Consider the following 24,900-nt stretch of genomic DNA (forward strand, 5'->3'; position numbering starts at 1 on the left):
GGGGGAGCCGCCCAACCCCGCCAGGCCCCCGGCCGGCTGCGCCTTCCACCCGCGCTGCCCGCATGCGGAGGCGCGCTGCGGCACGGAGCCGCCGGAGCTGGCGGCGGCCGCGCCGGAGCATGCGGTGGCCTGCCACCTGGTGGCGGAGGACCGCCTGCCCTGAAAGGGCTTCCCCGCCGCATCATGGCTGGGTGATCGCGGCAGCGAATGCGGGCCGCGATGCGTTGCTTGCGCACAACCATCGAGCGGGAGCGCGCCCATGAGCCGGCTGAGCCTTGAAGACCTGGCGGAGGAGATGCGCGACATCGACTTCGCCATGCTGTCGACCCATGCCGAAGGCGGCGAGATCGCCGGGCGGCCGATGAGCACCAACCGCGATGTCGCCTATGACGGCACCTCCTATTTCTTCACCCTGGACAGCACGCGCACCGTCGCTGACATCGCGCGGGACCCGAAGGTGGCGCTGTCCTTCACCGGGCGGAAGGGCCTGTTCGGCAAGCCGCCGACCTTCATCGCCGTGGAGGGCAGGGCGACGCTGATCCGCGACAGGGCCGCCTTCGACGCGCATTGGGCGAAGGACCTGGACGACTGGTTCAAGCAGGGTGCCGATACCCCGGGCCTGGTGCTCATCCAGGTCGAGGCGGCGCGCATCACCTGCTGGAAGGGGATGGAGGAGACCGAGGTGGAGCTCTGACGCCGCTGCCCGCCGCCGCCGTGCAACCAAAGGCGGTCCCCGGGCGTCCGAAGCAGGAGCAAGGATGGAGGGCAGCCGGATGCGGGCCCAACACCGCAGCCTAGAGTTCCTGGCCCGCCTCGGATATGCCGCGCGCGGCGCGGTCTATCTGATCATCGGCGCGCTCGCGCTGACGGCCGCGCTCAGCCGCGGGGGCGAGGCGACCGGCTCCCGCGGCGCCCTCATCGCGCTGCTGACCCAGCCTCTCGGCTATCTCCTGCTCGCCGTGGTCGGGCTCGGCCTGTTCGGCTTCGGCGTCTGGCGCGTCACGCAGTCGCTGCTGGATGCGGATGGCCACGGGGCCGGGGCGCGGGCGCTGGTGGAGCGCGCCGTGCAGGCGGTCTCCGCCGTCGTCCATTTTGGTCTCGCCCTCTTCGCCGCCAGCATCCTGCTGGGGCTGCGGCGGGCGGCCGGGGATGACGAGCAGGCCGCCATCGACTGGACGCGGCTGCTGCTTGCCCAGCCCTTCGGGCGCTGGCTGGTCGGGCTGGCGGGGCTGGCGGTGATCGGCGCCGCGATCGGCATGGCGACCAAGGCGTGGACGCTCGCCTTCATGCGGCGGTTGTCCTGCGATCCCGAAGTCGCGCTCTGGGTGCGGCCGCTGGGACGGCTGGGCTATGCGGCGCGGGCGCTGGTCTTCCTGATCCTCGGCAGCTTCCTGATCACTGCCGCCTATCACGCCGATCCGAATGAGGCGCATGGGCTCGGCGGTTCCCTGCTGGCGGTGCGGGACCAGCCCTTCGGGCCCTGGATCTTCGGCATCGCGGCACTCGGCCTGGTGGCCTTCGGCGCCTTCGGCTTCGTCGAGGCGCGCTACCGGCAGATCCATCCCGATGCCGCGCTGCGGCGGGTCGGCCGGGCGGCGGCGCAGCGCGGCACCGGTTGAGGCGCGGCGATGAACGATGACCGCGCCGGCAGCCCGACCGTTCCCCCGCCTGCCCCGGACAGGCTCAGCACGGCGCTCAGGCGGAACATCCGGGCGGTGGAGGAGCGGCGGAAGCGCCAGGCCGCCGAGGCCAGCCGGGAGGAGCGGATCGCGGAGGCGGTGACGAAGTTCACCGGCAGCATGCGTTTCGTCTATCTGCATCTCGGGCTCTATGGCGGCTGGATCCTGATCAACCTCGGCATCGTTCCCGGGCTGCCGCGCTTCGACCCGTCCTTCGTGATCCTCGCGATGGTGGCGTCGGTCGAGGCGATCTTCCTCTCGACCTTCGTCCTCATCAGCCAGAACCGCATGGCGGCCGCGGCGGATGAGCGGGCGGATCTCGACCTGCAGATCAGCCTGCTGGCGGAGCATGAGCTCACGAAGCTGGCCGAGATGATCACCGACATCACGGACCACCTCGGCATACCCCCGCGGGACAGGCGGGAGGTCGAGGAGATCAAGAAGGACGTCGCGCCCGAAGCGGTGCTGGACGAGATCCAGACGCAGCAGAATGATCCGGGACGGCGTGGCTAGGGATCTGCTGATGCACCGCTTCGGGAAGCGCCCGTGAAGCTCGGCGCGGTGCTGGAGATGATGCGCCCGCCGCCGGGCATGGAGGTCGATTTCCGCCGGCCGGCCGGCGCGCCGGCGCTGGCGCCCGCGGACGGCGTCTCCTGGCGGGTCTTCTCCAATCCGGTTTCGCTGTTCGTCGGCGGCGTCGCGGCGGTGCTGCTCGAGCTCGCGGAGCCTTCGGTGCGGTCGGGCGTCTGGGACCACAGCAGCTTCCGCGGCGATCCCGCGCTGCGGCTGCGGCGCACGGGCTTCGCCGCGATGGTGACCGTCTATGGCCCGCGCGCCGAGGCGGAGGCGATGATCGCCCATGTCGTGCGGCTGCATGACCGTATCAGCGGCACGACGCCCGACGGCACGCCCTACCGCGCCAATGACCCGCGCCTGCTGGACTGGGTGCAGGCGACGGCGGTGTTCGGCTTCACCGAGGCCTATCACCGCTATGTCGCGCCGCTGTCGCCCGAGGAGAAATTGCGCGCCTTCGCGGAGGGCGAGCCGGCGGCGCGGCTCTATGGCGCTACGAATGCGCCGCATGACTGGCGTGGCTGGGAGAGGCTGCTCGCCGCCACCGCGCCGGGGCTGGAAGGCTCCCCGGTGCTGACGGAGTTCCTCGACATCATGGAGGGTGCGGCGATCCTGCCGGCGCCGCTCCGCGGGCTGCAGCGGCGGCTGGTGCGCGCCGCCGTCGCGATGACGCCGGAGCCGGTCCGGTCCCTGCCCGAGCTGCGCTCCCGCGGGCTTCGCCGCGGCGAGGCGCGATGGGTCCGGCTGCTGGGCCGCGCCGCGGCCTGGCTGCCGCTGCCATCGCTGCCGCCCGCCCAGGCCGCGCGCCGGATGCGCGCGGCCCGGTGATCCCAGAGCAGATCGTCGGAGGGCGGAATCGCCCGGAGGCGTGAATCTGCTCGTCAGAACAACGCTTCGCCGGCGGCGTCAGGCCTTGCCGGCGCGCGCAGCCTCGATCTTGGCGATGTCGATCTTGCGCATGGTCATCATGGCCTCCATCGCCCGCTTCGCGGCGGCGCGATCCGGATCCTTCATCGCGGCCCAGAGGGCGCGCGGCACGATCTGCCAGGAGAAGCCCCAGCGGTCCTTGCACCAACTGCATTCGCTCTCGCTGCCGCCATTGCCGACGATCGCGTTCCAGTAGCGGTCGGTCTCCGCCTGGTCCTCGGTCATCACCTGGAAGCTCACCGCCTCGTTCGGCTTGAAGTTGGGGCCGCCATTCAGGCCGATGAAGGCGCGGCCGAGCAGGGTGAATTCGACGGTCAGCTCGTAACCCTGTTTACCCCCGGGGGTATCGGCCGGGGATTGCAACGCCTGCCCGACATGGCTGTCGGGGAAGGTGGCCGCATAGAATTCCGCAGCCTTGCGTGCCTCGCCATGGTCGAACCACAGACAGGTGACGAGTTTTTCGGACATTGGACTTTCCTCCCCGAGGCTGACGACTGCCTGGGTATAGACCCGCAGGATGCAGGCCGGAAAAGCCCCGCCTTCAAGATCGGGTTATTCTTCCGCGACAGCGGCCGCTGTCCGGTTGGCTTTCACCCTAGCGCAGCGGCCAGACGATCGGGATCATGAGCGTCGCCACGACGACCACGATGACCGAGAGCGGCAAACCCAGGCGCCAGTAGTCGCCGAAGCGGTAGCCGCCCGGCCCGAGCACCAGCGTGTTGCACTGATGGCCGATCGGCGTGAGGAAATCGTAGGCGCAGCCGATCGCCGCCGCTATCAGGAAGGGATTGGGCTTAAGCCCGAGCCGTACGCGAGATCGGCGGCGATCGGCGCCATGATCAAGGCCGTCGCGGCGTTGTTGAGATAGGGCGTCAGCGCCACGGCGACGACGATCACCAGCGCCAGGCAGCCGGCGATGACCTGCGCGCCGCCGGTGCTGGCGACCGCGTCACTCACCGGGATCAGGCAGGCCAACAGGATCAGGATCGGGGCGCCGATCGCCTCATAGGCTTCCTGTAGTCGCCTGGGAATTGCCGCCAACGTCCGTTATCGCAGTTCAAACGACAGTCAGGCCGCCGTCGCTGTTTGCTACGTTAGCCAAGCAGCTATGCAGGCTAAGTCGGTCGCTGGGCACGCTTCTGGGCACATTCGTCCACTGGAAAGCCAGCGCCCTTGTGTATAAATGGCGCAATGGAATATCTCCCAACCTACGATAACACGCGTTCAAGCGCAGGCTTAGCAGCAGCCTTCGGATGGGCTGAGCAGGACCTTAAGGCTCTGGACATTCAGCGCGGCGGGACGGTCATCAATGTCCGAAAGGGTCTAATCAGCGGCGAGCCAGCCGCCATTTTTGGAACGATCACGGGTCGGAATGGTTCCGATCCGTTAGATAGCGTTGCCTTGTATGCATACCATGCTAGTGCACCATGGGGCGTGTTGGCCGATGAGGTCGGGCTGACGGTCTTTAATTCGCAGTGGCTCGACGACTCCAACTGGTTCCGCTTGCCGCGCATATCGTGGGAGAGGGCCGAAGATCATCGCGACCTCCTCGATTCGCTTACACCAAAGGGTTTATTTGATAGGCAGCCGGCGCGCCTCGCAACGAAGCTCCGCGAGCCCACCGACTTTCTGAAGCCTGTAGATGACTCACTTGTCGAGCGATTGGACCGCTGGCGTGACCAAGCTTTGCGTTATGCTCGGCACACAGACAAAGTTGATGAATTGCTTCAGACATTCTATGCACAACTTTTTGTGTTAAGAACTGTTGAAGATCGACAACTCGATGGGCGTGTTGAACCCGTTTCCGGCGTTGTTTTGGGTTCTGACCGGTTTAATCGCCAGGAATGGGAGAAGATTTTAGAACAAGCTCAGAGTATGATAGGCAGTGACCTTTTTGATTCAGATGTAACTACCGCAATACCGGAACATGTTCTGGCTGGTGTGATTAACGAACTTTACGTTCCGCATCGGGTTCCCGGATCAAATCCGCGGTATAATTTCTCCTGGATTGACGCTGACGTTCTTGGCGTCGCCTATGAAAAGTATTTAGCATCGGTGCTTCAGCCAACCTCACTTCCGGCTCAGGTAGATCTATTTCTACCAGCGGAGAGAGGTGTTGAGCGATACAGCATCCGAAAAAGCGCCGGAGCATATTATACACCGAAGTATATAACGAACTATATTTCCGAGACGGTTATTGACGACTATTTTAAGAACGACCCCGGATTAGATCCTCCGGCGATCATAGATTTTTCCTGCGGATCCGGGTCTTTCCTGGTCGCCGCAATAGATAAGCTTTTAAGGCGCCTTAAACTGAGAGATCCTGCCCGCTCTTGGGCTAGAGAACTCATCGATGGAGGACATATCGCTGGAATTGATATCGATCCGAAGGCGGTAACTGCGGCGCGCCTTCATCTTTGGCAGCGGCTAATTGAGGAACCGGACGCTTTACCCCTGCCCAATTTGGCACAAGTTGTGGTGACAGCGGATGGATTGGACACATCCACTTGGGGTGCGCTTGAGAGGAAGTACAATATAGTACTTGGGAACCCTCCATTTCTTGCTACGAGCCTCGTGGGGTCGCGCCAAGAGCTCGAAGCTAGATTCGTGACGGCACGAGGGCGGTACGATTTTTCTTCGCTTTTTGTTGAGCAGGCGCTCAAGATTTTGGCAGACGAGGGCTACCTAGGATTGGTCGTTCCGAACCGCCTCTTTCGGAACAGAAGCGGAGCGCCAGTTCGCCGCCTTCTGACTGAGCAGGCGCATTTGAGAGCAATCGTCGATTTCGGAACAACAAAGCCATTCGACGCAGATGCCTACGTCGGTTGCATAATCGCGAAGAGGATTTTCGAACCCCAAGCCGCACCAGCCAAGGTGCTAGTTATTGAGGTGCGCTCTCTCGACGCCGATTTCCTTGCGGCACTCCTGCTCGCGGCGCAACGGGATCGCGGACAAAACTCATCAACGCTCCGGGCCTTCTCCGCTCAGCATCCGGCTGGTGATGCCCCTTGGATGCTGCTATCGGACGCAGATCGAATTTCTCGCATAAAGATTGAGGAAGTGTCCGTCAGGCTGGATTCAGTCGCCAGCATTCCCCAAGGAATTCGCACGGGTGGCAACGACTTTTTCTATGTTTCTCTCATTTCGGAAGATGGAGGCCCTCTATCCAGGGTAGAAAATGGCTTTGGAGAAGAGTTTATTATTGAATCTGCTCTCTTAGAGCATTCCGTATATGGATCACAGGTGCGACGGTATGATAATATCCACACATCATATCGCCTCATATATCCATATCGTGGAAATATCGCGATATCCGAGCCAGAGCTCGAACAGCGGTATCCGCATGCATGGTCTTATTTTCAAAGAAATAGAGATATCCTTAGCTCCAGAGCTAGCCTAAAGAAGAGTAACGGCCGCTATTATGAATTGATCTGGCCCAGAGACGAAATATGGCTGCGCCGCCCGAAGCTTCTGATAAGAGATCTCGCTCCCACCACTGCCTTTGCAGTTGATCCTTCAGGTCGTATATTTCTTGTTGGAGGAACGGCTGTTGTTCCCGAAGATCCCGAGTTGCTGCTTGCATTGATGGCTTATCTGAACAGTTCTGTGATAAATAATCTGGTTCGCCAAACCACACCTCAATTCAGAGGCAGCTTCCAGAAATTCGAACCACAGCATATTCAAGGCATACCAATCTTAGACAGAATTCTGGAAGATGAAGCCCTTGTAGAGCAGTTAACTCTATATGCACGGGCCATCATCGACACCGAAGAGAATTCTGATACTCGGCGCACGCTTGAAACTCAGGTCAATGAGCTAGTGCTATCAATTGCGGAGGAGCGCGGTCTGACGCTGGGCACAGCGTAATGGTAACACTTCGAATTCTGGAGCAAGAGATAGATCTACCGAGGAACATGGCTCTCCTAGACACGAATGTTCTTGTTGCATTTATTGATGATCGTGACAACGATCATGACCAAGCGGCTCTAGTCATTGATGAGCTGACAGATTTCGTCTGGATCGTCAGCCTTCCCGTTATCGTGGAAGCTTGTGGCTTGCTCGGCAGTCGGCGTGGACAGAGCCACGTCCGCAATCTACTTAGCTGGCTCTTAACCCCAGGAAAGGCTTGGATCCTACCTGGTTCGCATCCATCGTTGTCCCCAGATGGGATGCTATGGTCACACAGTACGTGGATGGGAAAATTCATTGTAGACTATGTAGATGCTCACCTAATGGAACTCGCCAACTTCATTACTGCCCAATGTGAACTTAGACCACATCTTCCTATTGTCACATTTGATACTAAAGATTTTATGCGATGCGCAAAAAATGGATTCCTGTATAGCTTGTATGATATGCGCTCACTTGAGCTCGTCGATTTTAGCTGAATGCAGAAATTTTTGCGCGCTTTTCTGGAGATAGATCAGCAGCTTTCTTATAATATCTTCTTCTTCTTCAAAGAAGCTAACGCCATCCTTCCAAATTCTGCCATAAGGTTGTTAGGGTAACCTTACCCAGCAGCAGCAGCTCTCTAATTTGGCAGTTTGCTGAGAGAACCTCGTCCCTACAGCGGCGCCAGTGCCGCAACCCTCCCGCCCCGCACCAGCTCCGCCACCGCCGCGATATCCGGCGCCATCGCCCGGTCGCGGTCCCAATGCGCGGCGGCACCGCGCACCAGGCGGTGCGCAGCCTCCAGCGCCGGGGCGCTGGTCAGCGGGCGGTGGAAGTCGATCGCCTGGGCCGCTTCCAGCAGCTCGATCGCCAGGATATTCGCCAGATTCTCCGCCATCGGCTTCAGGCGCAGCGCGGCGCCGGTCGCCATGCTGACATGGTCTTCCTGGTTGGCGCTGGTCGGCAGGCTGTCGACGGAACGCGGCGCGGCCAGCGCCCGGTTCTCCGCGGTCAGGGCGGCGGCGGTCACCTGGGCGATCATGAAGCCGGAATTCAGCCCGCCTTCGCGCACCAAGAAGGCCGGCAACCCTGATAGTACGGGGTCGACCAGCAGCGCGATGCGGCGTTCGCTGATCGCGCCGAGCTCCGCCAGCGCCAGCGCGATGGTGTCGGCCGCGAAGGCGACCGGCTCGGCGTGAAAATTGCCGCCCGAGAGGATGTCACCGCCTTCGACCACCAGCGGATTGTCGGTGACGGCATTGGCTTCCCGCTGCAGCGTCGCGGCGGCATTGCCGAGCAGGTCGAGGCAGGCGCCGGCCACCTGCGGCTGGCAGCGCAGCGAATAGGGGTCCTGCACCCGCGGATCGCCGGTGCGGTGGCTTTCGCGCAGCGCGCTGCCGGCCATCAGGGTGCGGAGTGCGGCCGCGCAACGGATCTGGCCGGGCTGGCCGCGCAGATCATGGATGCGGGGATCGAAGGGCGTGTCGCTGCCCTTGGCACCTTCGGTGGAGAGCGCGCCCGCGACCAGCGAGGTGCGCAGCAGGTCTTCGGCCGCGAACAGCGCGGACAGCGCGAGCGCGGTGCTGACCTGGGTGCCGTTCAGCAGCGCCAGGCCTTCCTTGGGGCCGAGCACCAGCGGCGCGATCTCGGCGCGCGCCAGGGCCTCGGCGCCCGACAGCCGGGTGCCGTCAGGCGCCAGCGCCTCCCCCTCACCCACCAGCACGAGCGAGAGATGCGCGAGCGGCGCCAGGTCGCCGGAGGCGCCGACCGAGCCCTGGGAAGGGATGACAGGCGTGATGCCGGCGGCAAGCAGCGCCAGCAGCGCCTGCACCACCTCCACGCGCACGCCGGAGGCGCCGCGGGCCAGCGACAGTGCCTTCAGCGCGAGGACCAGCCGCACCACCGGCACCGGCAGCGGCGCGCCGACGCCGGCGGCATGGCTGCGCAGCAGATTGAGCTGCAGCTCCGCCAGGCCATCCGGCGCGATGCGGGTGGAAGCCAGCTTGCCGAAGCCGGTGTTGACGCCATAAAGCGCTTCCCCGGTCGCGAGCCGCGCCGCCAGCGCGTCAGCGGAGGCAGCGACCGGCGCTTCCCAGCCATCGACCAAGGTCAGGGGATCGCCCGCCATGATGGCGCGCAGGTTCACCAGCGTGACAGTGCCGGGCGTGATGGGGTCGGACATCATGCTGTCTCCGGATCAGGCCTGATCGAGCATAGGCAGATCGAGCCCGAACTCCCGTGCACATTGGATGGCAATATCGTAACCGGCATCGGCATGGCGCATCACGCCGGTCGCGGGGTCGTTCCACAGCACGCGGCGGATGCGCTTCGCCGCCGCCTCCGTTCCGTCACACAGGATCACCATGCCGGCATGCTGCGAATAGCCCATGCCGACGCCGCCGCCATGATGCAGCGACACCCAGGTCGCCCCACTCGCGGTGTTCAGCAGCGCATTCAGCAAGGGCCAGTCGGAGACGGCGTCGGACCCGTCCTTCATCGCCTCCGTCTCCCGGTTCGGGCTGGCGACGGAGCCGCTGTCGAGATGGTCGCGGCCGATCACCACCGGGCCGATCTCGCCGCGCGCGATCATCTCATTGAACGCCAACCCGATGCGGTGGCGGTCGCCGAGGCCGACCCAGCAGATGCGTGCCGGCAGGCCCTGGAACTGGATGCGTGCCTGCGCCATGTCGAGCCAGCGGTGCAGATGCTGGTCATGCGGCAGCAGCGCCCGCACCGCATCATCCGTCTTGCGGATGTCCTCAGGGTTGCCGGAGAGTGCCGCCCAGCGGAAGGGGCCGATGCCGCGGCAGAACAGCGGGCGGATATAGGCCGGCACGAAGCCCGGGAAGCCGAAGGCATCGGCCAGGCCTTCATCCTTCGCCATCTGGCGGATGTTGTTGCCGTAATCCATCACGACCGCGCCGCGCGCCTTCAGATCCAGCATCGCCTGCACATGATCCACCATGGAGCGGCGGGCCGCGGCCGCGACACCCTTCGGGTCGCTCTCCCGCTTCTGCTCCCATTCCGCCAGCGTCCAGCCGGCGGGGAGATAGCCGTTCGCGGGATCATGCGCGCTGGTCTGGTCGGTGACGATGTCCGGCACTACGCCGCGGCGCACCAGCTCCGGGAAGATCTCCGCGGCATTGCCGAGCAGGCCGATGCTGATCGCGCGCCTCTCCGCCGAGGCCGTGCGGATCATCGCGAGGGCGGTGTCGAGGTCGTCGGCGCGGTGGTCGAGATAGCCGGTCTCCAGCCGCTTCTCGATCCGCGAGGGCTGGCATTCGACGGCGAGGACCGAGGCGCCGGCGAAGACGCCGGCCAGCGGCTGCGCACCGCCCATGCCGCCAAGCCCGCCGGTCAGGATCCAGCGGCCCGCGAGGTCGCCGGCGAAGTGCTGGCGGCCCGCCTCGGCGAAGGTCTCATAGGTGCCCTGCACGATCCCCTGGCTGCCGATATAGATCCAGGACCCCGCGGTCATCTGGCCGTACATCATGAGGCCGGCGCGATCGAGCGCGTTGAAATGGTCCCAGGTGGCCCAGGCCGGCACCAGGTTGGAATTGGCGATCAGCACGCGCGGCGCATTCTCATGCGTCTCGAAGACGCCGACCGGCTTGCCGGATTGCACCAGCAGGGTCTGGTCGTCGCGCAGCCGGCGCAGGGACGCGACGATGGTGTCGTAGCTCTTCCAGTCGCGCGCCGCGCGGCCGATGCCGCCATAGACGACAAGCTCCCCCGGGCGCTCCGCCACCTCGGGGTCGAGGTTGTTCATCAGCATGCGGAGCGGCGCCTCGCTCGCCCAGGACAGGCAGGAGAGGTCAGGTCCGCGCGCGGCGCGGATCACGCGGGCATTCTGGCGGTCGCTCATCGGCGTGGCTCCTACTCGGCGGCGCGGGAGAGGGCCGCCTTCGGATGCGGCGGGCGCTTCAGGCCGAGCGCGTCGCGCATCGTCCCTTCCGTCTGCGTCTGGCGCAGCAGCCCGCGGCGCTGCAGCTCCGGCGTCACGCCATTCACGAAGCGGGTCAGCCCATCCTCCATCATCGGGAACATCACCATGAAGCCGTCGCAGGCCCCGGCCTCCCGCCATTCCTGCAAGGTGTCCGCGATCTGCACGGGCGTGCCGCGGAGCGTCCGGCGGGCGCGCTCATAGCGCAGATACATCTGGCGGAGGGTCAGCTTCTCCTCCCGGATCATCTTCACGATGGTGTCGTAGAATTTCTTGTGGAAATTCGCGGATTTGGGAAGCAGCTCCTCCGGCACCGGCTCATCCAGCGGCAGGTTCGAAAGGTCCGCCTCCAGATCCATGCCGAGGCGGCCGCGGCCGACCACGGGATGGATCAGCGCCTGCAGGGTCTGGTATTTGTCCTCCGCCTCCTGCGCACTGTCGGCGATGATCACGGGCATGCCGGCCAGCAGCCGCAGTTCCTCCGGCGCGCGGCCGAACTTGCCGAGGCGCGTCTTGAGCTGGTCGTAGAAGTGGCGGCTCTCCTCGATCGTCTCATGGGCGCCGAAGATCACCTCCGCGACGCTGGCTGCGAAATCCATCCCCGCCTCGGAAGCGCCGGCCTGGATGATGACCGGGCGCCCCTGCGGAGACCGTTCGATGTTCAGCGCTCCATGGATCTTGAAGTAAGGGCCTTCGTGGTCGAGGACATGCTGCTTGGCCGGGTCGAAGAACAGGCCCTGCGCCCGGTCGCGGATGAAGGCGTCATCCTCCCAGCTATCCCACAGCTTCAGCACGATGTCGGTGAATTCGGCGGCGCGCTTGTAGCGGTCTCCGTGCGGCGGCAGCTTGTCGAGGCCGAAATTCTGCGCGGCATAGTCGTTGGCCGAGGTGACGATGTTCCAGGCGACGCGGCCGCCGCTGATATGGTCGATGGAGGCGAATTGCCGCGCCAGGTTGTAAGGCTCGTAGAAGCTGGCGCTGACCGTGCCGCCGAGGCCGATATGCCTGGTCGTCGCCGCCAGCGCCGCCATCAGCGTGATGGGCTCGAGCTGGTTCATGTAGATCGGCATGCGGCTGTAGAGATCGAGCTTGGTGGTGCGCGCCGCCGGCGTATCCGCGATGAAGTACATGTGGAACAGCCCGCGCTCCGCGAGCTGCGCCATGGCCGTGTGGCTCGCGATGCTCAATGCCGCCCGGGCATCGGTCTCCGGATGCAGCCAGGCGGCGACATGGGATCCGGGGCCGCTCGCCATCACGGCCAGATACATCTGTTCACCCGCGGCCATCGGACCATCCCCTTCGCCTGTGCCGACCGTCATCCGGCTGTCGCACAACCTGTATATACAGGCTAGGCTTCGCGAATCGGTCCCGTCAATCGAGGAAAGCCCGGTGTCACGCCCCCTCTCCGCGACGCGCCTGAGTGCTGCCGTAGCGCCGGCCGCGAAGGACGCCGCCAATGGTGCTGCGCCCCGCGCCTATCAGCGGATCAAGGACCATGTGCTGGAACGCATCCAGGCCGGAGAATGGCGGGAAGGCCAGATGATCCCGTCGGAGGAGGAGCTGACCCGGCTCTTCTCGGTCTCCCGCATGACCGCGAACCGCGCGCTGCGGGAGCTGACGGTGGAGATGGTGCTGCATCGCGTGCAGGGCCTCGGCACCTTCGTGGCGCAGCGCAAGTACCACTCCACCATCGTGCAGATCCGCAGCATCGCGGAGGAGATCGCAGAGCGCGGCCATGCTCATTCGGCGAAGGTCGTCACTATGGAGAGCATCCGCGCCGATGCCGCCATGGCCGCGGAGTTCGGCCTGGCGCGGCGGGCGCGGCTGTTCCATTCGGTGATCCTGCACCGCGAGAACGGAATCCCCGTGCAGGTCGAGGACCGCCGCGTGAACCCCGCGCTCTTCCCCGACTACATGGCGCAGGATTTCAGCCGGGCGACGCCGAACGAGTACCTGACCGCGACGGCACCGATCCAGAAGGTGGAGTTCCGGATCGAGGCGCTGATGCCGGAGGAGGCGATGCGGGCGGCGCTGGCGATGGAGCCCGGCATCCCCTGCCTGGTGCTGCACCGGCGCACCTGGTCCTTCGGCCAGGTCGCGACCGTCGCCGATCTCTGGCACCCGGGGTCGCGCTACAGTTTCACCGGCAGCTTCTGAGGCCCGCGGCTGCGGCTGGCGCCGCGCGGCCGGCGCGACCCGCTGGCACCTGCTCTAGCGCCAGGGAAATGCCGGCCTGCTGCACACGGGATCATCTGCCAGCACGCGCCCGGCCGCCAGTACCATGCTGTCGGCCCCGAAGCGGCCCACGACCTGAACGCCGCGCGGCCGGCCATCCGCATGGGGGCGCACAGGCACGTTCAGCCCCGGATAGCCCACCGCATTCACCCAAGTCGCGAAGATGTTCTGCGCCACGCCATGCCCGGGCCGGTCACCCACCTGGCGCGGGAACTCGTCTTCCAATGGCCAGGCCGGAGAGGCGGCACTCGGGCAGAGCAGCAGGTCCATCCTGCCCCAGGCCTCGGCGACGCCGGCGCGAATCTCAGCCAGGCCGTCCAGTGCGCGGACGTAGTCGACGGCCGACAGGCCGAGCCCTCGACTGGCCGCAGCGGCGATGGCGCCACTCGCCTCCGCGCGCCATCGGTCGGGATGCAATTCGGCCGCACGGGCTGCACCCGCGGCGCTGATGACGCCCCAGACCTTGCGCACCAAAGCGAGGTCGAATGGCGCCTCCCGCCGCGCAACTTCGCAACCGGCGCTTTCCAGGACCGAGGCGCATTCGGCCACGGCGGCAGCCACTTCCGCATCCACGCCTTCCTCGCCAATGGAAGCGCACCAGCCGACGCGGAGGGGCCGGTCCGGTCCGGCCAGGTCCGGCACACGCTCCGAGGACGGGTCGCGCGCATCAGGACCAGCCACGCAGGACAGCAGGAGCTCCATGTCCTCCAGGCTGCGGCCAAGCACGCCCACGGCCTGGAAATCCAACGCCATGGGCGGAAAGCCGTGCCGGCGGGCGATGCGTCCGTTGCTGGGGCGCATGCCGAACAGCCCCGTGTAGCTGGCCGGCAAGCGGGTCGAGCCGCCGGCATCGGTCGCCAGCGCCAATGGCACCAGCCCGGCCGCCACGGCCGCCACCGATCCGCCGCTGGATCCGCCGGGCGTCAGGCGGATGTCCCACGGATTGCGCGCGGGGCCGTGCAATGGGCTGTCGGTACGGCCCGAGAGCGCGAACTCCGGCGTATTGGTCTTGCCGATGATCACCGCCCCGGCCCGCCGCAGCCGCTCCACCGGAATGTCATCCACCGGCGGGGTGAAATCCGCCCACATCCGGCTTCCCCAATGCGCGGGCATCCCGGCCACCCAGAGATTGTCCTTCACCGCCACCGGAACGCCATCCAGCGGTCCCAGCCGCATGCCTGCCGCCTGTCGCCCGGCAGCCGCGCGCGCGGCTTCGGCCGCACCTTCCGCATCCACATGCACGAAGGCGCCAAGCTCCGCATTCGATCGCCCGATGCGCGCCAGACTGTCCTCCAGCAGCTCCGGGGGCGTCACGCTGCCATCTGCCAGGCGCGCCGCCATGGCAGTAGCGGAAAGCGGCGGTGTCGGGGTCACGGCATGGAGCCTTTCTGTTGGATCTCGGGTTCGCTGGCGAGCAGCGCGCGCAGCGCCTGCTCTTCTCGCCGGAGGAGGGCGACCGTCGTCTCGATGCGGGCGAGGTCGAGGCGTTCCTCGATGGCGATCACCGACAGCGCGACAGGCACGCCGCCCACGCCATTGCCGATGGCAAGCGCCACGCCCCGGAAGCGGGCGACGATGCGCCCGGTGCTGACGGCGAAGCCCCGTGCGCGCGTCGCTTCCACGGCGCTGCGCACACGTTCCGCGGTCAGGCCGTGACGGCGATAGCGGGCGGCGTTGGCGTCCACCACCGCATCCACCTCGTTGGACGGCATGCTCGCGAGCACCGCGAGAGACGTCGCGCCGACGCCGAGGGGCCGGCGGTTGCCGATGGCGATCGGCTTGGCCTGGATCGGGTAGCTCCCTTCCCGGCGGTCCAGGCAGAGCGCATCGTCGCCGCTGCGGCAGTTTACATAGGCGCTGTCGCCGGTGGCTGCGGCGATCCTGTCCAGCGCGGGCGCGCAGAAGCGGCGGATATCGACATCCGGCGCGGCCGCCAGGCCGAATTCCCAGAGCAGCGGGCCGAGCCTAAAGCCGCGCGTGGCCTCGTCGCGTTCGACGGCGCGCTCGGCGAGAAGCGCCGCCAGCAGGCGATAGGCGGTCGGGACGGGCAGGCCCGCAGCCTCGGCGAGAGCCGTCAGCTTCGTGCCCCTGCCGCGCGATGCCGAGACCTCCTTCAGCAAGGAAAGCACCTTGTGCACCACCTGCGCGCCGTCCCGGCCGAGGCCGGCCTGCTTCGCCATCGCCACCTTCCGTCGGTCACGGTAGGCGCCACCATAGGGCCGGACAACGCGTTTTCACGTCAGTTTCCACATCGTGGAAGAAATGCGGAATTCGGCTTCCTCGCAGCGCGGCCGCCGGGAAACATGGGGCAGCAGCCGGGCCAACCGGCGACGCGGCCCGGAAGAACCGGCACGCCACGGCGCAACCGTCCATCGGGAAGGACAGCCCATGACTGGACCGCGGGAATCGTTTTCCATCAGCCGACGCCATGTGATCGGCGCTGCGGCAGCCCTGGCGCTGCCCCGCTACGCCCGCGCCCAGGCGGCCTTCCCATCGCGCCCCGTGCGCATCGTCGTGCCCTTCCCGCCCGCGGGCGCGGCAGATGTCATCAGCCGTCTGTTGGCGGAGCCGCTGACCCGCGCGCTGGGTCAGCCGGTGGTGATCGAGAATCGCTCGGGCGGCGGCGGACGCATCGGCACGGAGACCGCCGTGCGTTCCGCGCCCGATGGCTACACCATCCTGATGGGCAGCCAGGCCACCAATTCGATCAATCCGGAGCTCTACAGCGACCTCACCTATGATCCTGCCCGGGACCTGGTGCCGATCGCCATGGTCGGCGGCGTGGGCTCCGTCCTCTATGTGCGCAACAGCCTCGACATCACCAGCCTGCGGCAATTGATCGACCGCGCCCGGCAGCGTCCGGGCGAGCTCACCTATGGCTCCGCCGGCAATGGCGGCGGCTCGCATCTGGCGACGGCGCTGCTGGAGACGATGGCGGACATCCGGCTGACCCATGTGCCCTATCGCGGCACGGCGCCGGCCACGGCCGACGTGCTGGCGGGTCAGATCGACATGCTGTGCGACCCGATCGCGACCGGCCTGCCGCATGTGCAGGCCGGCCGGGTGAGGGCGCTGGCGGTCACCACCCCGCAGCGCTTCCCGGGCCTGCCCGACGTGCCGACCTTCGCCGAGGCCGGCGTGCCCGGGTACGAGGCGGTCAGCTACTACGGCCTCTACGCCCCGGTCAGCGTGCCGCCTGACGTGCTGGCGAAGCTGCGCGACGTGGCCACGACCGCCATTGCCGATCCCGCAACCAGCCGCAGGCTGGCCGAGCAGGGCATGATCGACCTGCGGCTGAACCCGGAGCAGTTTGCGGCTTATGTCGCGGAGGACCGGCGCCGCTGGGGGCAGGTCATCCGCGCCGCCGGCATCACCGCCAACTGAACACCCAGAACGGAGACGAAGCCCGATGGAAATCGTCGATCTCAGCCGCGAGCTGTTTCACCGCACCCAGACCCACCCGTCCCACCCGCCGGTGGTGATGACGGTCTGGAACGACCATTCTGAAAAGAAGGTGGCCGGCAACACCACCTTCACCAGCAAGGCGCTCTCTATTGCCTTCAGCGACCACGCAGGCACCCATGTGGACGCCCCGGTGCACTTCGATCCGCGCCCCGGTGCGCTGTCCATCGATCAAGTGCCGCTCGAGAACTTCATCACCTCCGCCTTCTGCGTCGATCTGCGGACTGTGCCGCTGAAACACGCGGTGAGCGTGGAGGAGCTGAAGGCCGCGGTGGAGGCTACGGGCGAGACCATCCGGAAGGGCGATACCGTGCTGATCCTGCTCGGCACCAACGTCCGCCTGCTTGGCAAGCCGGGCTACGGCCATGATTTCCCCGGTCTGTCCATTGAGGCGATCCATTGGCTCGCCGACCAGGGCATCGGGATGTTCGGCGTCGAGGCGATCAGCCCGGCCCCCGAGGGCGAACTCAACTTCAAGGCGCATATGGCCTGCGCGGAGCGCGGCATCACGCACATGGAGTGTCTGGCGAATCTGGAAGCGGTGGTGGGTCGAGGGCGGTTCCGCTTCATCGGCCTGCCGCTGAAGATTCGCGGCGGCACCGCGAGCCCGATCCGCGCCGTGGCGCTCTTCGAGTAGTACGGTATGACGGGCCGCGCAGGCGACGGCTGAGAGCGGGGTCCCGTTCTAGCCCCGCCTGAGCCGTGAAGGCGCGACGCCTGTCGCGCGCCGGAACAGGCGCGCGAAATGGCTGGGGCTGGCGAAGCCGACGCGGAGCGCGAGTTCGGCGACGGACAGCGGCTCGGTCGCCGCGATGCCGATCGCGCGGCGAATGCGCGCCTCCGTCACATGGGCGAGCGGGGTCTTGCCGGTGGTCGCACGGAAGGCCCGATGGAAATGCCCAGCCGAGAGCCCGATCGCCGCGGCGAGCTCCGCGATCCGAATCTCCTCCCCGAGCCGCGCTTCCACCAGCGCTTCGATGCGCCGGAGCTGCCAGGGCGCCAGCTTCGCGGCCGGCGCGGGCGTCGCTGGCCGGCCGAAGCGCCGCGCCAGGTAGCGCGCGGCGGCGATACCCATGCTGTCGGCATAGAGCGGATCGAGCGTGCCGTCTTCGTCCAGGTGCCGGCGGAACTCGCCCACGAGGCCCGCGAGGAAGCCATCCTCGACATTGGTGAAGGCCGCGATCGCGAGCGGTCCGCGCGCATCCGCGCCGAGGATCGCGTCCATCGCTTCCGGCCGGAAGGCGATCGACGCCCATTCGGAGCGCACGCCGTGCATCCGGAGATGCCGCCCGCAATGCGCCGGCACGAAGGAGACGGCGCCGGCGCGATCGGCGCCGTCATAGCGGTGGCCGCATTCCGTCGTCACCTCCAGCCGGCGGGCGCCGCCGCGGAGCGTTACCAGCAGCAGGTGCTGGGGCGTCCGCATCCGGCCTTCGACGAGCGCGGCGAAGGGGCGCCGGGCGGTGTCGAAAATGCCCATGCCCCAGGCGGCGCTGCGCCAGGCTTCGGAGCGTGGCTCCAGCATGCGGACGTAACCAGCCTCGGGTCCTGGATCCATGGCTTCCCCTCGATCCCAGCATATCGGGAGCGGGCTGGAGACCGGCAAGGGATGCGAGGATCGCGCGCCCCCGGTCAGGATCGCGCGCGACGCGCCGCTGTCACAGACCCAGCTCCTGGCCACCCGCCGGCGATGCGCGCGGCAGGCATGGTCAGGAGCAGAGCAATGCCGAATTCACAGAACACAGGAAGCCCCACGCGCCGCGGCATCGTCGGCACCGGGCTCGGCCTCGGGGCCGCCGGCCTCCTCGCGCAGGCCGCGCCGCCCGGCGCCACGCCGGCGCAGGCCCAGGCACCAGGCGGTGCCCGGCCCGCAGCACCGCCGCCCGCGGCCGATGTCATCACGCGCCGCATCCCGCGCAGCGGGGAGGTGCTGCCGGCCATCGGCCTCGGCACCTTCCTCACCTTCGACCTGCTGCCGGGACAGCCGCGCGAGCATTTCCGGGAGGTGATGCGCCTCTACTGGGAAGGCGGCGCGCGGGTGATCGACACCTCGCCGCTCTATGGCATGGCGGAGGTCAATGCCGGCACGCTCGCGGCCGCGCTCGGCATCACCGACCAGGCCTTCATGACCAACAAGCTCTGGGGCACGGGCGATTTCCTCGCTGATGCCGGCCATGCGCAGCGCAGCCTGGAGGCATCGCTGGCGCGACTCTGGCGGGAGCGGATCGACGTCATGCAGTGCCATAACCTCGTGAACATCGACATCGCGGTGCCGATGCTGCAGGCCTGGAAGCGGGAAGGGCTGACCCGTTATGCCGGCATCAGCCACCATGACTACGTCTATTTCCCGGCCATGGCCGAATGGGTCGGGCGCGGCAATCTCGACTTCGTCCAGGTCCGCTACTCGATCCTGTCGCGCCAGGCGGAGGAGACGGTGCTGCGCGCCGCCGCCGATACCGGCACCGCGGTGCTGGTCAACATGCCGCTCGAGAAGGCGCGGCTGCACCGGATCGTGGAAGGCCGGCCGCTGCCGGATTTCGCGCGCGAGTTCGGCGCCACCACCTGGGCGCAGTTCTTCCTGAAATGGGTGATCGCGCATCCCGCCGTCACCTGCACCCTGCCGGCGACATCGAACCCCGCCCATGCGGCGGAGAATATCGCGGCCTTGCGTGGCCCGCTGCCGGATGCCGCGATGCGGGCGCGCATGGTCCGGCACATGGAGACGATCCCGGGCTTCGCGGAGCTCGAGCGCATGCCCTGGTATCCCGGCAAGCGCTATCCCGGCGTCATCGCCCGGGCCCAGGCGGCGCTGCGCAGCCGCCTCGCGTAAGCGCGACGCGGCCGCCCTGCCCATCCTGCCGATCCTGAGGCAGGATGGGTGGATAACGGGAGGGATGGGGACGCGATGCTCGCCTTCACGCTGAACGGAGAGCCGGCTGAGGGCGCGCCGCCGGAAGGCGCTTCCCTGCTGCATCTGCTGCGCGGATCGCTCGGGCTGAGCGGCCCGCGCTTCGGCTGTGGGGAGGAGCAGTGCGGCGCCTGCATGGTCCTGCTGGACGGCCGCCCTGGCTATGCCTGCACCCTGCCGGCCGAAGCGGCGGCGGGCCGGGCCGTCACGACCGTGGAAGGCCTCGGCACGCCGGAAGCGCCGCATCCGCTGCAGGCAGCTTTCCTCGCAGAGCAGGCCGGGCAATGCGGCTTCTGCCTCTCCGGCATCCTGATCTCCGCCGCCGCCCTGCTGCAGGCCAACCCCGATCCGGACGAAGCCGCCATTCGGGCCGCGCTGGAGCCGCATCTCTGCCGCTGCGGCAGCCACAACCGCATCCTGCGCGCGGTGCAGCGCGCGGCGTCGATGATGAGGGCCGCGCCATGAACCTCGCTTATGTCCAGGCGACCAGCGGGGACGGCGACAAGCCGCGGCTGCCCGGCAGCCTGCATGTCAATCGCCGGCTCGACCAATGGCTCCGCATCCACGCCGAGGGCCTGGTCACCATCACGCCCGGCAAGGTCGAGCTCGGCCAGGGCATCCTGACCGCGCTGGCGCAGATCGCCGCGGAGGAGCTCGATATCGCCTTCGCGCGCGTACGGGTGCAGGCGGCGGCGACGCCGGCGAGCCCGAATGAGGCAGTGACCTCCGGCAGCCTCTCCGTACAGGAAAGCGGGATGGCACTGCGCCATGCCTGCGCGGAGGCGCGCGCCATCCATCTCTCCGTCGCCGCGCAGCGGAGCGGCGTGAAGCTGGAGGCGATCCGCGTCGAGGACGGCAGCTTCCTCGGGCCGGAGGGGCCGATCGGTTCCTACTGGGCGCAGGCGGATGATGCGCTGCTCGCCTGCGAGGCATCGCCCGGAAGCCGGGCCAAGCCGCCGGCGGCGCGGCGCATTGCCGGCAGCGCGGCGCCACGGCTCGACCTGCCGGACAAGGTGTTCGGCGCGGCCCGCTTCATCCAGGATTTGCGTCTGCCCGGCATGCTGCATGCGCGCATGGTGCGCCCGCCGGCGCGGCGGGCGCGGTTCACGGCACTGCGGGATGGTGCCTTGCCGGGCGATGCCCGGGTGGTGCGGGATGGCAGCTTCCTCGCCGTGCTGGCCTCAGAAGAGGCGATCGCGGAGGCAGCGGCGGCACGGGTCACGGCGCGCGCTGAATGGGACGCGGAGGACACGCTGCCGGAGAGCGCGGAGGCCTGGCTGCGCAGCGCGCCCGGCGAGGATTCGGTGGTCGTGGACCGTACGGAGGCCGCGCCGGAGGCAGCCGCGACCCTGCACGCCCGCTTCTTCCGCCCCTTCGTCGCCCATGCCTCGATCGGCACCTGCTGCGCGGTGGCGCGCTGGGAGGGCGATCAGCTCGAGGTCTGGAGCCACAGCCAGGGCATCTACAATCTCCGCGCCGATCTGGCGAAGGCGCTCCGCGTGCCGGAGACGCAGATCCTGGTCCGGCACATCGAAGGCGCCGGCTGTTATGGGCACAACGGCGCCGACGACGTGGCGCTGGATGCGGCGCTCGCCGCGCGCGCCGCACCCGGCCTTCCCGTGCGGCTGCTCTGGAGCCGGGCGGAGGAGCTGGGCTGGGCGCCTTTCTCCTCGGCCATGCTGGTCGAGATCGAGGCGGAGACCGATGCCGCCGGCGATATCGTCGCCTGGCGCCAGCAGGTGACCAGCCAGGGCCATTCCTCCCGCCCTGGCCGCAACCCGAAGCCGACCCTGCTCGCGGTCGAGCATGTCGCAGACGCCAGCGAAATCCCGGCGGCGATCAACCCGCCGCTCGCCAGCGGTGGCGGTGCCCAGCGCAATGCGGTGCCGGCCTACCGGATCCCGCGGCTGCAGGTGGGGCTGCGGCGGATCACCGCGATGCCGGTCCGCAGCAGCGCGCTGCGCGGCCTCGGCGCGCCGACCAATGTGCTGGCGATCGAATCCGTGATGGATGAATTGGCCGCGAAGGCGGGGGCCGATCCGCTCGCCTATCGGCTGCGCCACCTGGACGACGCCCGCGGCCAGGCGGTGCTGCGTGCGGCCGCCGAGCTGGCCGGTTGGGAGACCCGCGCGAAGCGGGAAGGCATCGGCATGGGCATCGGCTATGCCCGCTACAAGAACAGCGGCGGCTGGTGCGCGGTGGTGGCCGAGGTCGCGGCCGAGGCGGAGATCGTCTGCCGCCACCTCTGGATCGCCGGCGATGTGGGGGAGGCGATCAATCCCGATGGCATCGCGAACCAGTATGAGGGTGGCGCCATCCACGGCGTCTCGATGGCGCTGAAGGAGGAGGTGCGCTTCGATCGCCGGCGGGTGACCAGCGACACCTGGGAAGCCTATCCGATCCTGCGCTTCTCCGAGGTGCCGGCCGTGGAATTCCGGCTGCTCGCGCGGCCGGAGGAGCCGCCGCTCGGCGCCGGGGAGGCAGCGCTGGCGCCGACCATCGCCGCGATCGCCAATGCCATCCACGACGCGCTCGGCGTGCGGCCGCACCGCATGCCCTTCACCGCCGCCAATCTCGCGGCGGAGATGGATGCGGCCGGCGGCGGATGACGTCACGCCGCTGACGCCGTTCGGTCGCATGCTTGTGATGCGGTCGGCACCTCCTGTGCCGCACCGCTGCGATGCGCGCGCGCCGGGTCTCTCAGAACCGACACATATCTGTAAAACGTGCGAAGCCGTAACGGATTAGGGTCCGTCCGCCGGTGTCCTGCCGGTTGCCGCGTCGGAGCCTGAGGATGAACGCCTACGACCAATCGGAGCGGCTGCTGCGCATCGATACCCCGCTCGGCGACAGCAAGGCGTTGCTCATCGAGCTCGATGGCGAGGACGCGATCTCCCGCCCCTTCCTGTTCCGCATCGCCTTCGCCACCCGCGAGCCGGAAGCCAAGGTCCGCAAGCTGCTCGGCAAGCCCGTCACGCTCTGGGTCGGCGCCAACTCGGAACCCGGCCATCGCCCGGTCCATGGCCATGTCCGCCGCCTGACCCGCCGCCATTCCGGCCGCCTCGACACCCATCTCTGGCAGGCGGAGGTCGTCCCCGCCCTCTGGTTCCTCTCCCAGAAGGCCGATTGCCGCATCTTCCAGTCCATGACCGTGCCCCAGGTGCTGGACAAGGTCTTCCAGATCCATGGCCTTACCGCCGTCGAGCAGCGCGGCCTGACCGGCAGCTACCCCAAGCTCGACTACTGCGTGCAGTACCGGGAAACCGCGCTCGACTTCGTCTCCCGCCTCATGGAGGAGGTCGGCCTCTTCTACTGGCATGAGCACAAGGACGGCCAGCACACGCTGGTCATCGCGGACCAGAACCAGCGCGCGCCGAAGCTGGTGCCGGAGACCATCACCTATGGTGGGCTGTCGACCGAGGAGAAGCTCACCTGGTTCGAGCAGGACCTGGAATTCCGCACCGGCACCTGGGCAATGCGCGATTACAACTTCGAGACGCCGACCACGAATATGGGCGCGAACAAGCCGACCCATCTCGACGTCTCCCGGATGAAGGACCACGAGGTCTTCGACTATCCGGGCCGCTACACCAATCCCGGCGAAGGCGGCACCGTCACCCGCCTGCGCATCGAGCAGGAGGAAGCGCGGCACCGCATCATGCGCGGCGGCGGCGACACCAAGACCATGACTGCCGGCTACCGCGTGACGATCGACGACCAGGACGGCGTCGGGGCCGAGCTCTGCCTGATCACGGAGGTTCGGCATACGGCGCGCGACACCTCCTTCTGGGCATCGGACGAGGATGCGGAGGGCAGCCGCTACGGCAATGAGTTCGCGGCGATCCCGGCGAGCGTGCCGTATCGCCCGGCGCGCACCACGCCCCGCCCCTTCGTGCGCGGGACACAGACGGCGACGGTGACCGGGCCGGCGGGCAGCGAGATCCACACGGACAAGTACGGCCGGGTGAAGCTGCGCTTCCACTGGGACCGCAACCCGGACGGCACCGCCGACGAGCAGAGCTCCTGCTGGGTGCGGGTGTCGCAGATCTGGGCCGGTGCCAATTGGGGTGCCATGCATATCCCCCGCGTGGGGCATGAGGTGGTGGTCGATTTCCTGGAGGGAGATCCCGACCGGCCGCTGATCACCGGCCGCGTCTACAACGCCGACAACATGCCGCCCTGGGCGCTGCCGGGGAACAAGACCCAGTCCGGCATCAAGAGCAACTCCTCGCTCGGCGGCGGCGGTTCGAACGAATTCCGCTTCGAGGACAAGAAGGGCTCCGAGCAGATCTACCTGCATGCGCAGAAGGACCTCGACAGCATCGTCGAGAACAACGAGACGCGGCACGTCAAGAAGAACCGCACGACGACGATCGACGGCAACGAGACGCTGTTCGTCAACGGCGCCCTGCGGAAGACCGTCGTCGACGCCGATTTCGACGAGACGGTCACCGGCACCGAGAAGCGCACCATCACCGGCCCGATCACCGAGAACGTCACCAACACCTACACGATGAATGTCACGGCCGGCGCGCTCAACATCACGACGCTCTCCGGCGTCAACATCAGCTCGCCGGCGGCGATCAACATCACCAGCGGCACTGCGGTGAACATCGTCGCCCCGACCAAGACCGCGGTGGCGCCGTCCTGGTTCAAGAGCGGCTCGCATGCCGGCGACGCCTATGGCTTCAAGCTCGGCATTGCCGGCATGAAGCTCGACCTGACCGGTCTCGCCATGGCCTTCATCGGCGTGAAGGCCGATTTCGTCGGGGTCAAGCTCGACAACTTCATCGTCGCCGTCAAAACCGGTGCCTTCGAGTACAAGAACAAGGCGCTCAAGGCCAAAACCTATGCCTTCTCGCTCAGTACCGGCTTCACCATCGTCACCTGAATGGCCGGTATCGAAGACATGCGCGGCCTCTGGCAACTCGGCGCCATCATTATCGTCCTGCTGGCGCTGGTGATCGGCATTCCCGCGATGGTCTGGGGCCCATCCTATCTCCGGCACCGCAGCGAGGCGCGGCTGCGCGCCGAGGGGCTGCCGGCGATGGCGACCATCCTGGCGCTGGAGGATACCGGCAACCGCTTCAACGATCTGCCGGAGATCATCATCCGGCTGGAGGTCTCGGCGGAGGGACGCCCCGCCTGGCAGGCGGCCTTCCATCGGGTGATGGAAGTCCCGGACGTGCAGTTCTTCGTCCCCGGCCGGCGCATCCCGGTGCGCTTCGATCCGCAGCGGCCGGAGCAGGTCGCCTTCGCGCCATGATCCGGGGAGTGGTTCG

General features: G+C 67.2%; 23 protein-coding genes. 15 read left to right on the forward strand and 8 right to left on the reverse strand.

Annotated elements, in window-relative coordinates; translation table 11 throughout:
- The 5 genes from GXW71_RS23595 to GXW71_RS23615 all read left to right on the forward strand — a co-directional run.
- On the forward strand, positions 1-163 hold a 163-nt coding region (locus GXW71_RS23595; protein WP_367617359.1), incomplete at its 5' end, for an oligopeptide/dipeptide ABC transporter ATP-binding protein.
- A gap of 96 nt (positions 164-259) precedes the next feature.
- Positions 260-694 (forward strand): pyridoxamine 5'-phosphate oxidase family protein, encoded by a 435-nt coding sequence (locus GXW71_RS23600; protein ID WP_211855146.1) that lies wholly within the window; start codon positions 260-262, stop codon positions 692-694.
- 79 nt (positions 695-773) lie between these two features.
- Positions 774-1,619: a DUF1206 domain-containing protein gene (locus GXW71_RS23605; protein ID WP_211855147.1), complete on the forward strand. Its 846-nt coding sequence runs from the start codon at positions 774-776 to the stop codon at positions 1,617-1,619.
- Between the two features lie 9 nt (positions 1,620-1,628).
- Positions 1,629-2,192: a DUF1003 domain-containing protein gene (locus tag GXW71_RS23610; RefSeq protein WP_211855148.1), complete on the forward strand. Its 564-nt coding sequence runs from the start codon at positions 1,629-1,631 to the stop codon at positions 2,190-2,192.
- A 33-nt stretch (positions 2,193-2,225) separates the two neighbouring features.
- Positions 2,226-3,080, forward strand: a complete 855-nt coding sequence (locus GXW71_RS23615) for an oxygenase MpaB family protein (protein WP_211855149.1) — start codon at positions 2,226-2,228, stop codon at positions 3,078-3,080.
- Positions 3,081-3,158: 78 nt separating this feature from the next.
- Here GXW71_RS23615 and GXW71_RS23620 read toward each other — a convergent pair whose 3' ends face one another.
- Positions 3,159-3,647 carry a VOC family protein gene (locus GXW71_RS23620; RefSeq protein ID WP_211855150.1) on the reverse strand — a complete coding sequence of 163 codons (489 nt, stop codon included), beginning with the start codon at positions 3,645-3,647 and terminating at the stop codon, positions 3,159-3,161.
- A gap of 309 nt (positions 3,648-3,956) precedes the next feature.
- On the reverse strand, positions 3,957-4,220 hold the full coding sequence (locus tag GXW71_RS35520) for an SLC13 family permease (RefSeq protein WP_367617357.1): 264 nt from the start codon (positions 4,218-4,220) through the stop codon (positions 3,957-3,959).
- A gap of 150 nt (positions 4,221-4,370) precedes the next feature.
- Between GXW71_RS35520 and GXW71_RS23630 the strand changes: the two genes are divergently transcribed.
- Together GXW71_RS23630 and GXW71_RS35525 are read left to right on the forward strand one after the other, a co-directional pair.
- Positions 4,371-7,046 (forward strand): Eco57I restriction-modification methylase domain-containing protein, encoded by a 2,676-nt coding sequence (locus tag GXW71_RS23630; RefSeq protein ID WP_211855151.1) that lies wholly within the window; start codon positions 4,371-4,373, stop codon positions 7,044-7,046.
- Positions 7,047-7,093: 47 nt separating this feature from the next.
- The gene (locus tag GXW71_RS35525) at positions 7,094-7,567 is read left to right on the forward strand and encodes a type II toxin-antitoxin system VapC family toxin (RefSeq protein ID WP_211855152.1); all 474 of its coding nucleotides are present in this window, start codon (positions 7,094-7,096) and stop codon (positions 7,565-7,567) included.
- 176 nt (positions 7,568-7,743) lie between these two features.
- Here GXW71_RS35525 and hutH read toward each other — a convergent pair whose 3' ends face one another.
- The 3 genes from hutH to GXW71_RS23650 are packed head-to-tail and all read right to left on the reverse strand — an operon-like array spanning position 7,744 to position 12,299.
- On the reverse strand, positions 7,744-9,255 hold the full coding sequence (hutH, locus tag GXW71_RS23640; RefSeq protein ID WP_456315994.1) for a histidine ammonia-lyase: 1,512 nt from the start codon (positions 9,253-9,255) through the stop codon (positions 7,744-7,746).
- 12 nt (positions 9,256-9,267) lie between these two features.
- Positions 9,268-10,935: a urocanate hydratase gene (gene hutU, locus GXW71_RS23645; protein ID WP_211855154.1), complete on the reverse strand. Its 1,668-nt coding sequence runs from the start codon at positions 10,933-10,935 to the stop codon at positions 9,268-9,270.
- Between the two features lie 11 nt (positions 10,936-10,946).
- Positions 10,947-12,299, reverse strand: coding sequence for an LLM class flavin-dependent oxidoreductase (locus tag GXW71_RS23650; protein WP_246526833.1), 1,353 nt, complete (start codon positions 12,297-12,299; stop codon positions 10,947-10,949).
- 103 nt (positions 12,300-12,402) lie between these two features.
- Here GXW71_RS23650 and hutC point away from each other — a divergent pair, with 103 nt between their 5' ends.
- Positions 12,403-13,170 carry a histidine utilization repressor gene (gene hutC, locus GXW71_RS23655; RefSeq protein WP_367617358.1) on the forward strand — a complete coding sequence of 256 codons (768 nt, stop codon included), beginning with the start codon at positions 12,403-12,405 and terminating at the stop codon, positions 13,168-13,170.
- 54 nt (positions 13,171-13,224) lie between these two features.
- Here the strand turns inward: hutC and GXW71_RS23660 are convergent, their stop codons facing one another.
- Positions 13,225-14,622, reverse strand: a complete 1,398-nt coding sequence (locus GXW71_RS23660) for an amidase (RefSeq protein WP_211855156.1) — start codon at positions 14,620-14,622, stop codon at positions 13,225-13,227.
- Positions 14,619-15,428 carry an IclR family transcriptional regulator gene (locus GXW71_RS23665; RefSeq protein ID WP_211855157.1) on the reverse strand — a complete coding sequence of 270 codons (810 nt, stop codon included), beginning with the start codon at positions 15,426-15,428 and terminating at the stop codon, positions 14,619-14,621. The genes GXW71_RS23660 and GXW71_RS23665 overlap by 4 nt, the downstream gene beginning before the upstream one ends.
- A gap of 208 nt (positions 15,429-15,636) precedes the next feature.
- Between GXW71_RS23665 and GXW71_RS23670 the strand changes: the two genes are divergently transcribed.
- Together GXW71_RS23670 and GXW71_RS23675 are read left to right on the forward strand one after the other, a co-directional pair.
- The gene (locus tag GXW71_RS23670) at positions 15,637-16,632 is read left to right on the forward strand and encodes a Bug family tripartite tricarboxylate transporter substrate binding protein (RefSeq protein ID WP_211855158.1); all 996 of its coding nucleotides are present in this window, start codon (positions 15,637-15,639) and stop codon (positions 16,630-16,632) included.
- Between the two features lie 25 nt (positions 16,633-16,657).
- The gene (locus GXW71_RS23675) at positions 16,658-17,347 is read left to right on the forward strand and encodes a cyclase family protein (protein WP_211855159.1); all 690 of its coding nucleotides are present in this window, start codon (positions 16,658-16,660) and stop codon (positions 17,345-17,347) included.
- 48 nt (positions 17,348-17,395) lie between these two features.
- Here the strand turns inward: GXW71_RS23675 and GXW71_RS23680 are convergent, their stop codons facing one another.
- Positions 17,396-18,268, reverse strand: a complete 873-nt coding sequence (locus tag GXW71_RS23680; RefSeq protein WP_211855160.1) for a helix-turn-helix transcriptional regulator — start codon at positions 18,266-18,268, stop codon at positions 17,396-17,398.
- Positions 18,269-18,433: 165 nt separating this feature from the next.
- On the opposite strand from GXW71_RS23680, the gene GXW71_RS23685 reads away from it, so the two are divergent.
- The 5 genes from GXW71_RS23685 (at position 18,434) to GXW71_RS23705 (ending at position 24,884) form a co-directional block, all read left to right on the forward strand.
- A complete protein-coding gene (locus tag GXW71_RS23685) occupies positions 18,434-19,540 on the forward strand; it encodes an aldo/keto reductase (protein ID WP_211855161.1) in 1,107 nt (368 codons plus the stop codon).
- 75 nt (positions 19,541-19,615) lie between these two features.
- Positions 19,616-20,083: a (2Fe-2S)-binding protein gene (locus GXW71_RS23690; RefSeq protein ID WP_211855162.1), complete on the forward strand. Its 468-nt coding sequence runs from the start codon at positions 19,616-19,618 to the stop codon at positions 20,081-20,083.
- On the forward strand, positions 20,080-22,227 hold the full coding sequence (locus tag GXW71_RS23695) for a molybdopterin cofactor-binding domain-containing protein (RefSeq protein ID WP_211855163.1): 2,148 nt from the start codon (positions 20,080-20,082) through the stop codon (positions 22,225-22,227). Before GXW71_RS23690 ends, GXW71_RS23695 begins: the two co-directional genes overlap by 4 nt.
- 185 nt (positions 22,228-22,412) lie before the next feature.
- Complete coding sequence (locus GXW71_RS23700; protein ID WP_211855164.1) at positions 22,413-24,509, forward strand: type VI secretion system Vgr family protein; 2,097 nt, start codon at positions 22,413-22,415, stop codon at positions 24,507-24,509.
- Positions 24,510-24,884 (forward strand): hypothetical protein, encoded by a 375-nt coding sequence (locus tag GXW71_RS23705; RefSeq protein WP_211855165.1) that lies wholly within the window; start codon positions 24,510-24,512, stop codon positions 24,882-24,884.
- Positions 24,885-24,900 lie beyond the last annotated feature (16 nt).

The organism is Plastoroseomonas hellenica (assembly GCF_018129085.1).
Taxonomy (GTDB): Bacteria; Pseudomonadota; Alphaproteobacteria; order Acetobacterales; family Acetobacteraceae; genus Plastoroseomonas; species Plastoroseomonas hellenica.

Coding starts and splice junctions, on each gene's coding strand:
- GXW71_RS23600 (WP_211855146.1), top strand. CDS start 260: ATGAGCCGGCTGAGCCTTGAAGACCTGGCGGAGGAGATGCGCGACATC.
- GXW71_RS23605 (WP_211855147.1), top strand. CDS start 774: ATGCGGGCCCAACACCGCAGCCTAGAGTTCCTGGCCCGCCTCGGATAT.
- GXW71_RS23610 (WP_211855148.1), top strand. CDS start 1,629: ATGAACGATGACCGCGCCGGCAGCCCGACCGTTCCCCCGCCTGCCCCG.
- GXW71_RS23620 (WP_211855150.1), bottom strand. CDS start 3,647: ATGTCCGAAAAACTCGTCACCTGTCTGTGGTTCGACCATGGCGAGGCA.
- GXW71_RS23630 (WP_211855151.1), top strand. CDS start 4,371: ATGGAATATCTCCCAACCTACGATAACACGCGTTCAAGCGCAGGCTTA.
- GXW71_RS35525 (WP_211855152.1), top strand. CDS start 7,094: ATGGCTCTCCTAGACACGAATGTTCTTGTTGCATTTATTGATGATCGT.
- hutH (WP_456315994.1), bottom strand. CDS start 9,255: ATGATGTCCGACCCCATCACGCCCGGCACTGTCACGCTGGTGAACCTG.
- hutU (WP_211855154.1), bottom strand. CDS start 10,935: ATGAGCGACCGCCAGAATGCCCGCGTGATCCGCGCCGCGCGCGGACCT.
- GXW71_RS23650 (WP_246526833.1), bottom strand. CDS start 12,299: ATGGCCGCGGGTGAACAGATGTATCTGGCCGTGATGGCGAGCGGCCCC.
- GXW71_RS23665 (WP_211855157.1), bottom strand. CDS start 15,428: ATGGCGAAGCAGGCCGGCCTCGGCCGGGACGGCGCGCAGGTGGTGCAC.
- GXW71_RS23670 (WP_211855158.1), top strand. CDS start 15,637: ATGACTGGACCGCGGGAATCGTTTTCCATCAGCCGACGCCATGTGATC.
- GXW71_RS23675 (WP_211855159.1), top strand. CDS start 16,658: ATGGAAATCGTCGATCTCAGCCGCGAGCTGTTTCACCGCACCCAGACC.
- GXW71_RS23680 (WP_211855160.1), bottom strand. CDS start 18,268: ATGGATCCAGGACCCGAGGCTGGTTACGTCCGCATGCTGGAGCCACGC.
- GXW71_RS23685 (WP_211855161.1), top strand. CDS start 18,434: ATGCCGAATTCACAGAACACAGGAAGCCCCACGCGCCGCGGCATCGTC.
- GXW71_RS23690 (WP_211855162.1), top strand. CDS start 19,616: ATGCTCGCCTTCACGCTGAACGGAGAGCCGGCTGAGGGCGCGCCGCCG.
- GXW71_RS23695 (WP_211855163.1), top strand. CDS start 20,080: ATGAACCTCGCTTATGTCCAGGCGACCAGCGGGGACGGCGACAAGCCG.
- GXW71_RS23700 (WP_211855164.1), top strand. CDS start 22,413: ATGAACGCCTACGACCAATCGGAGCGGCTGCTGCGCATCGATACCCCG.
- GXW71_RS23705 (WP_211855165.1), top strand. CDS start 24,510: ATGGCCGGTATCGAAGACATGCGCGGCCTCTGGCAACTCGGCGCCATC.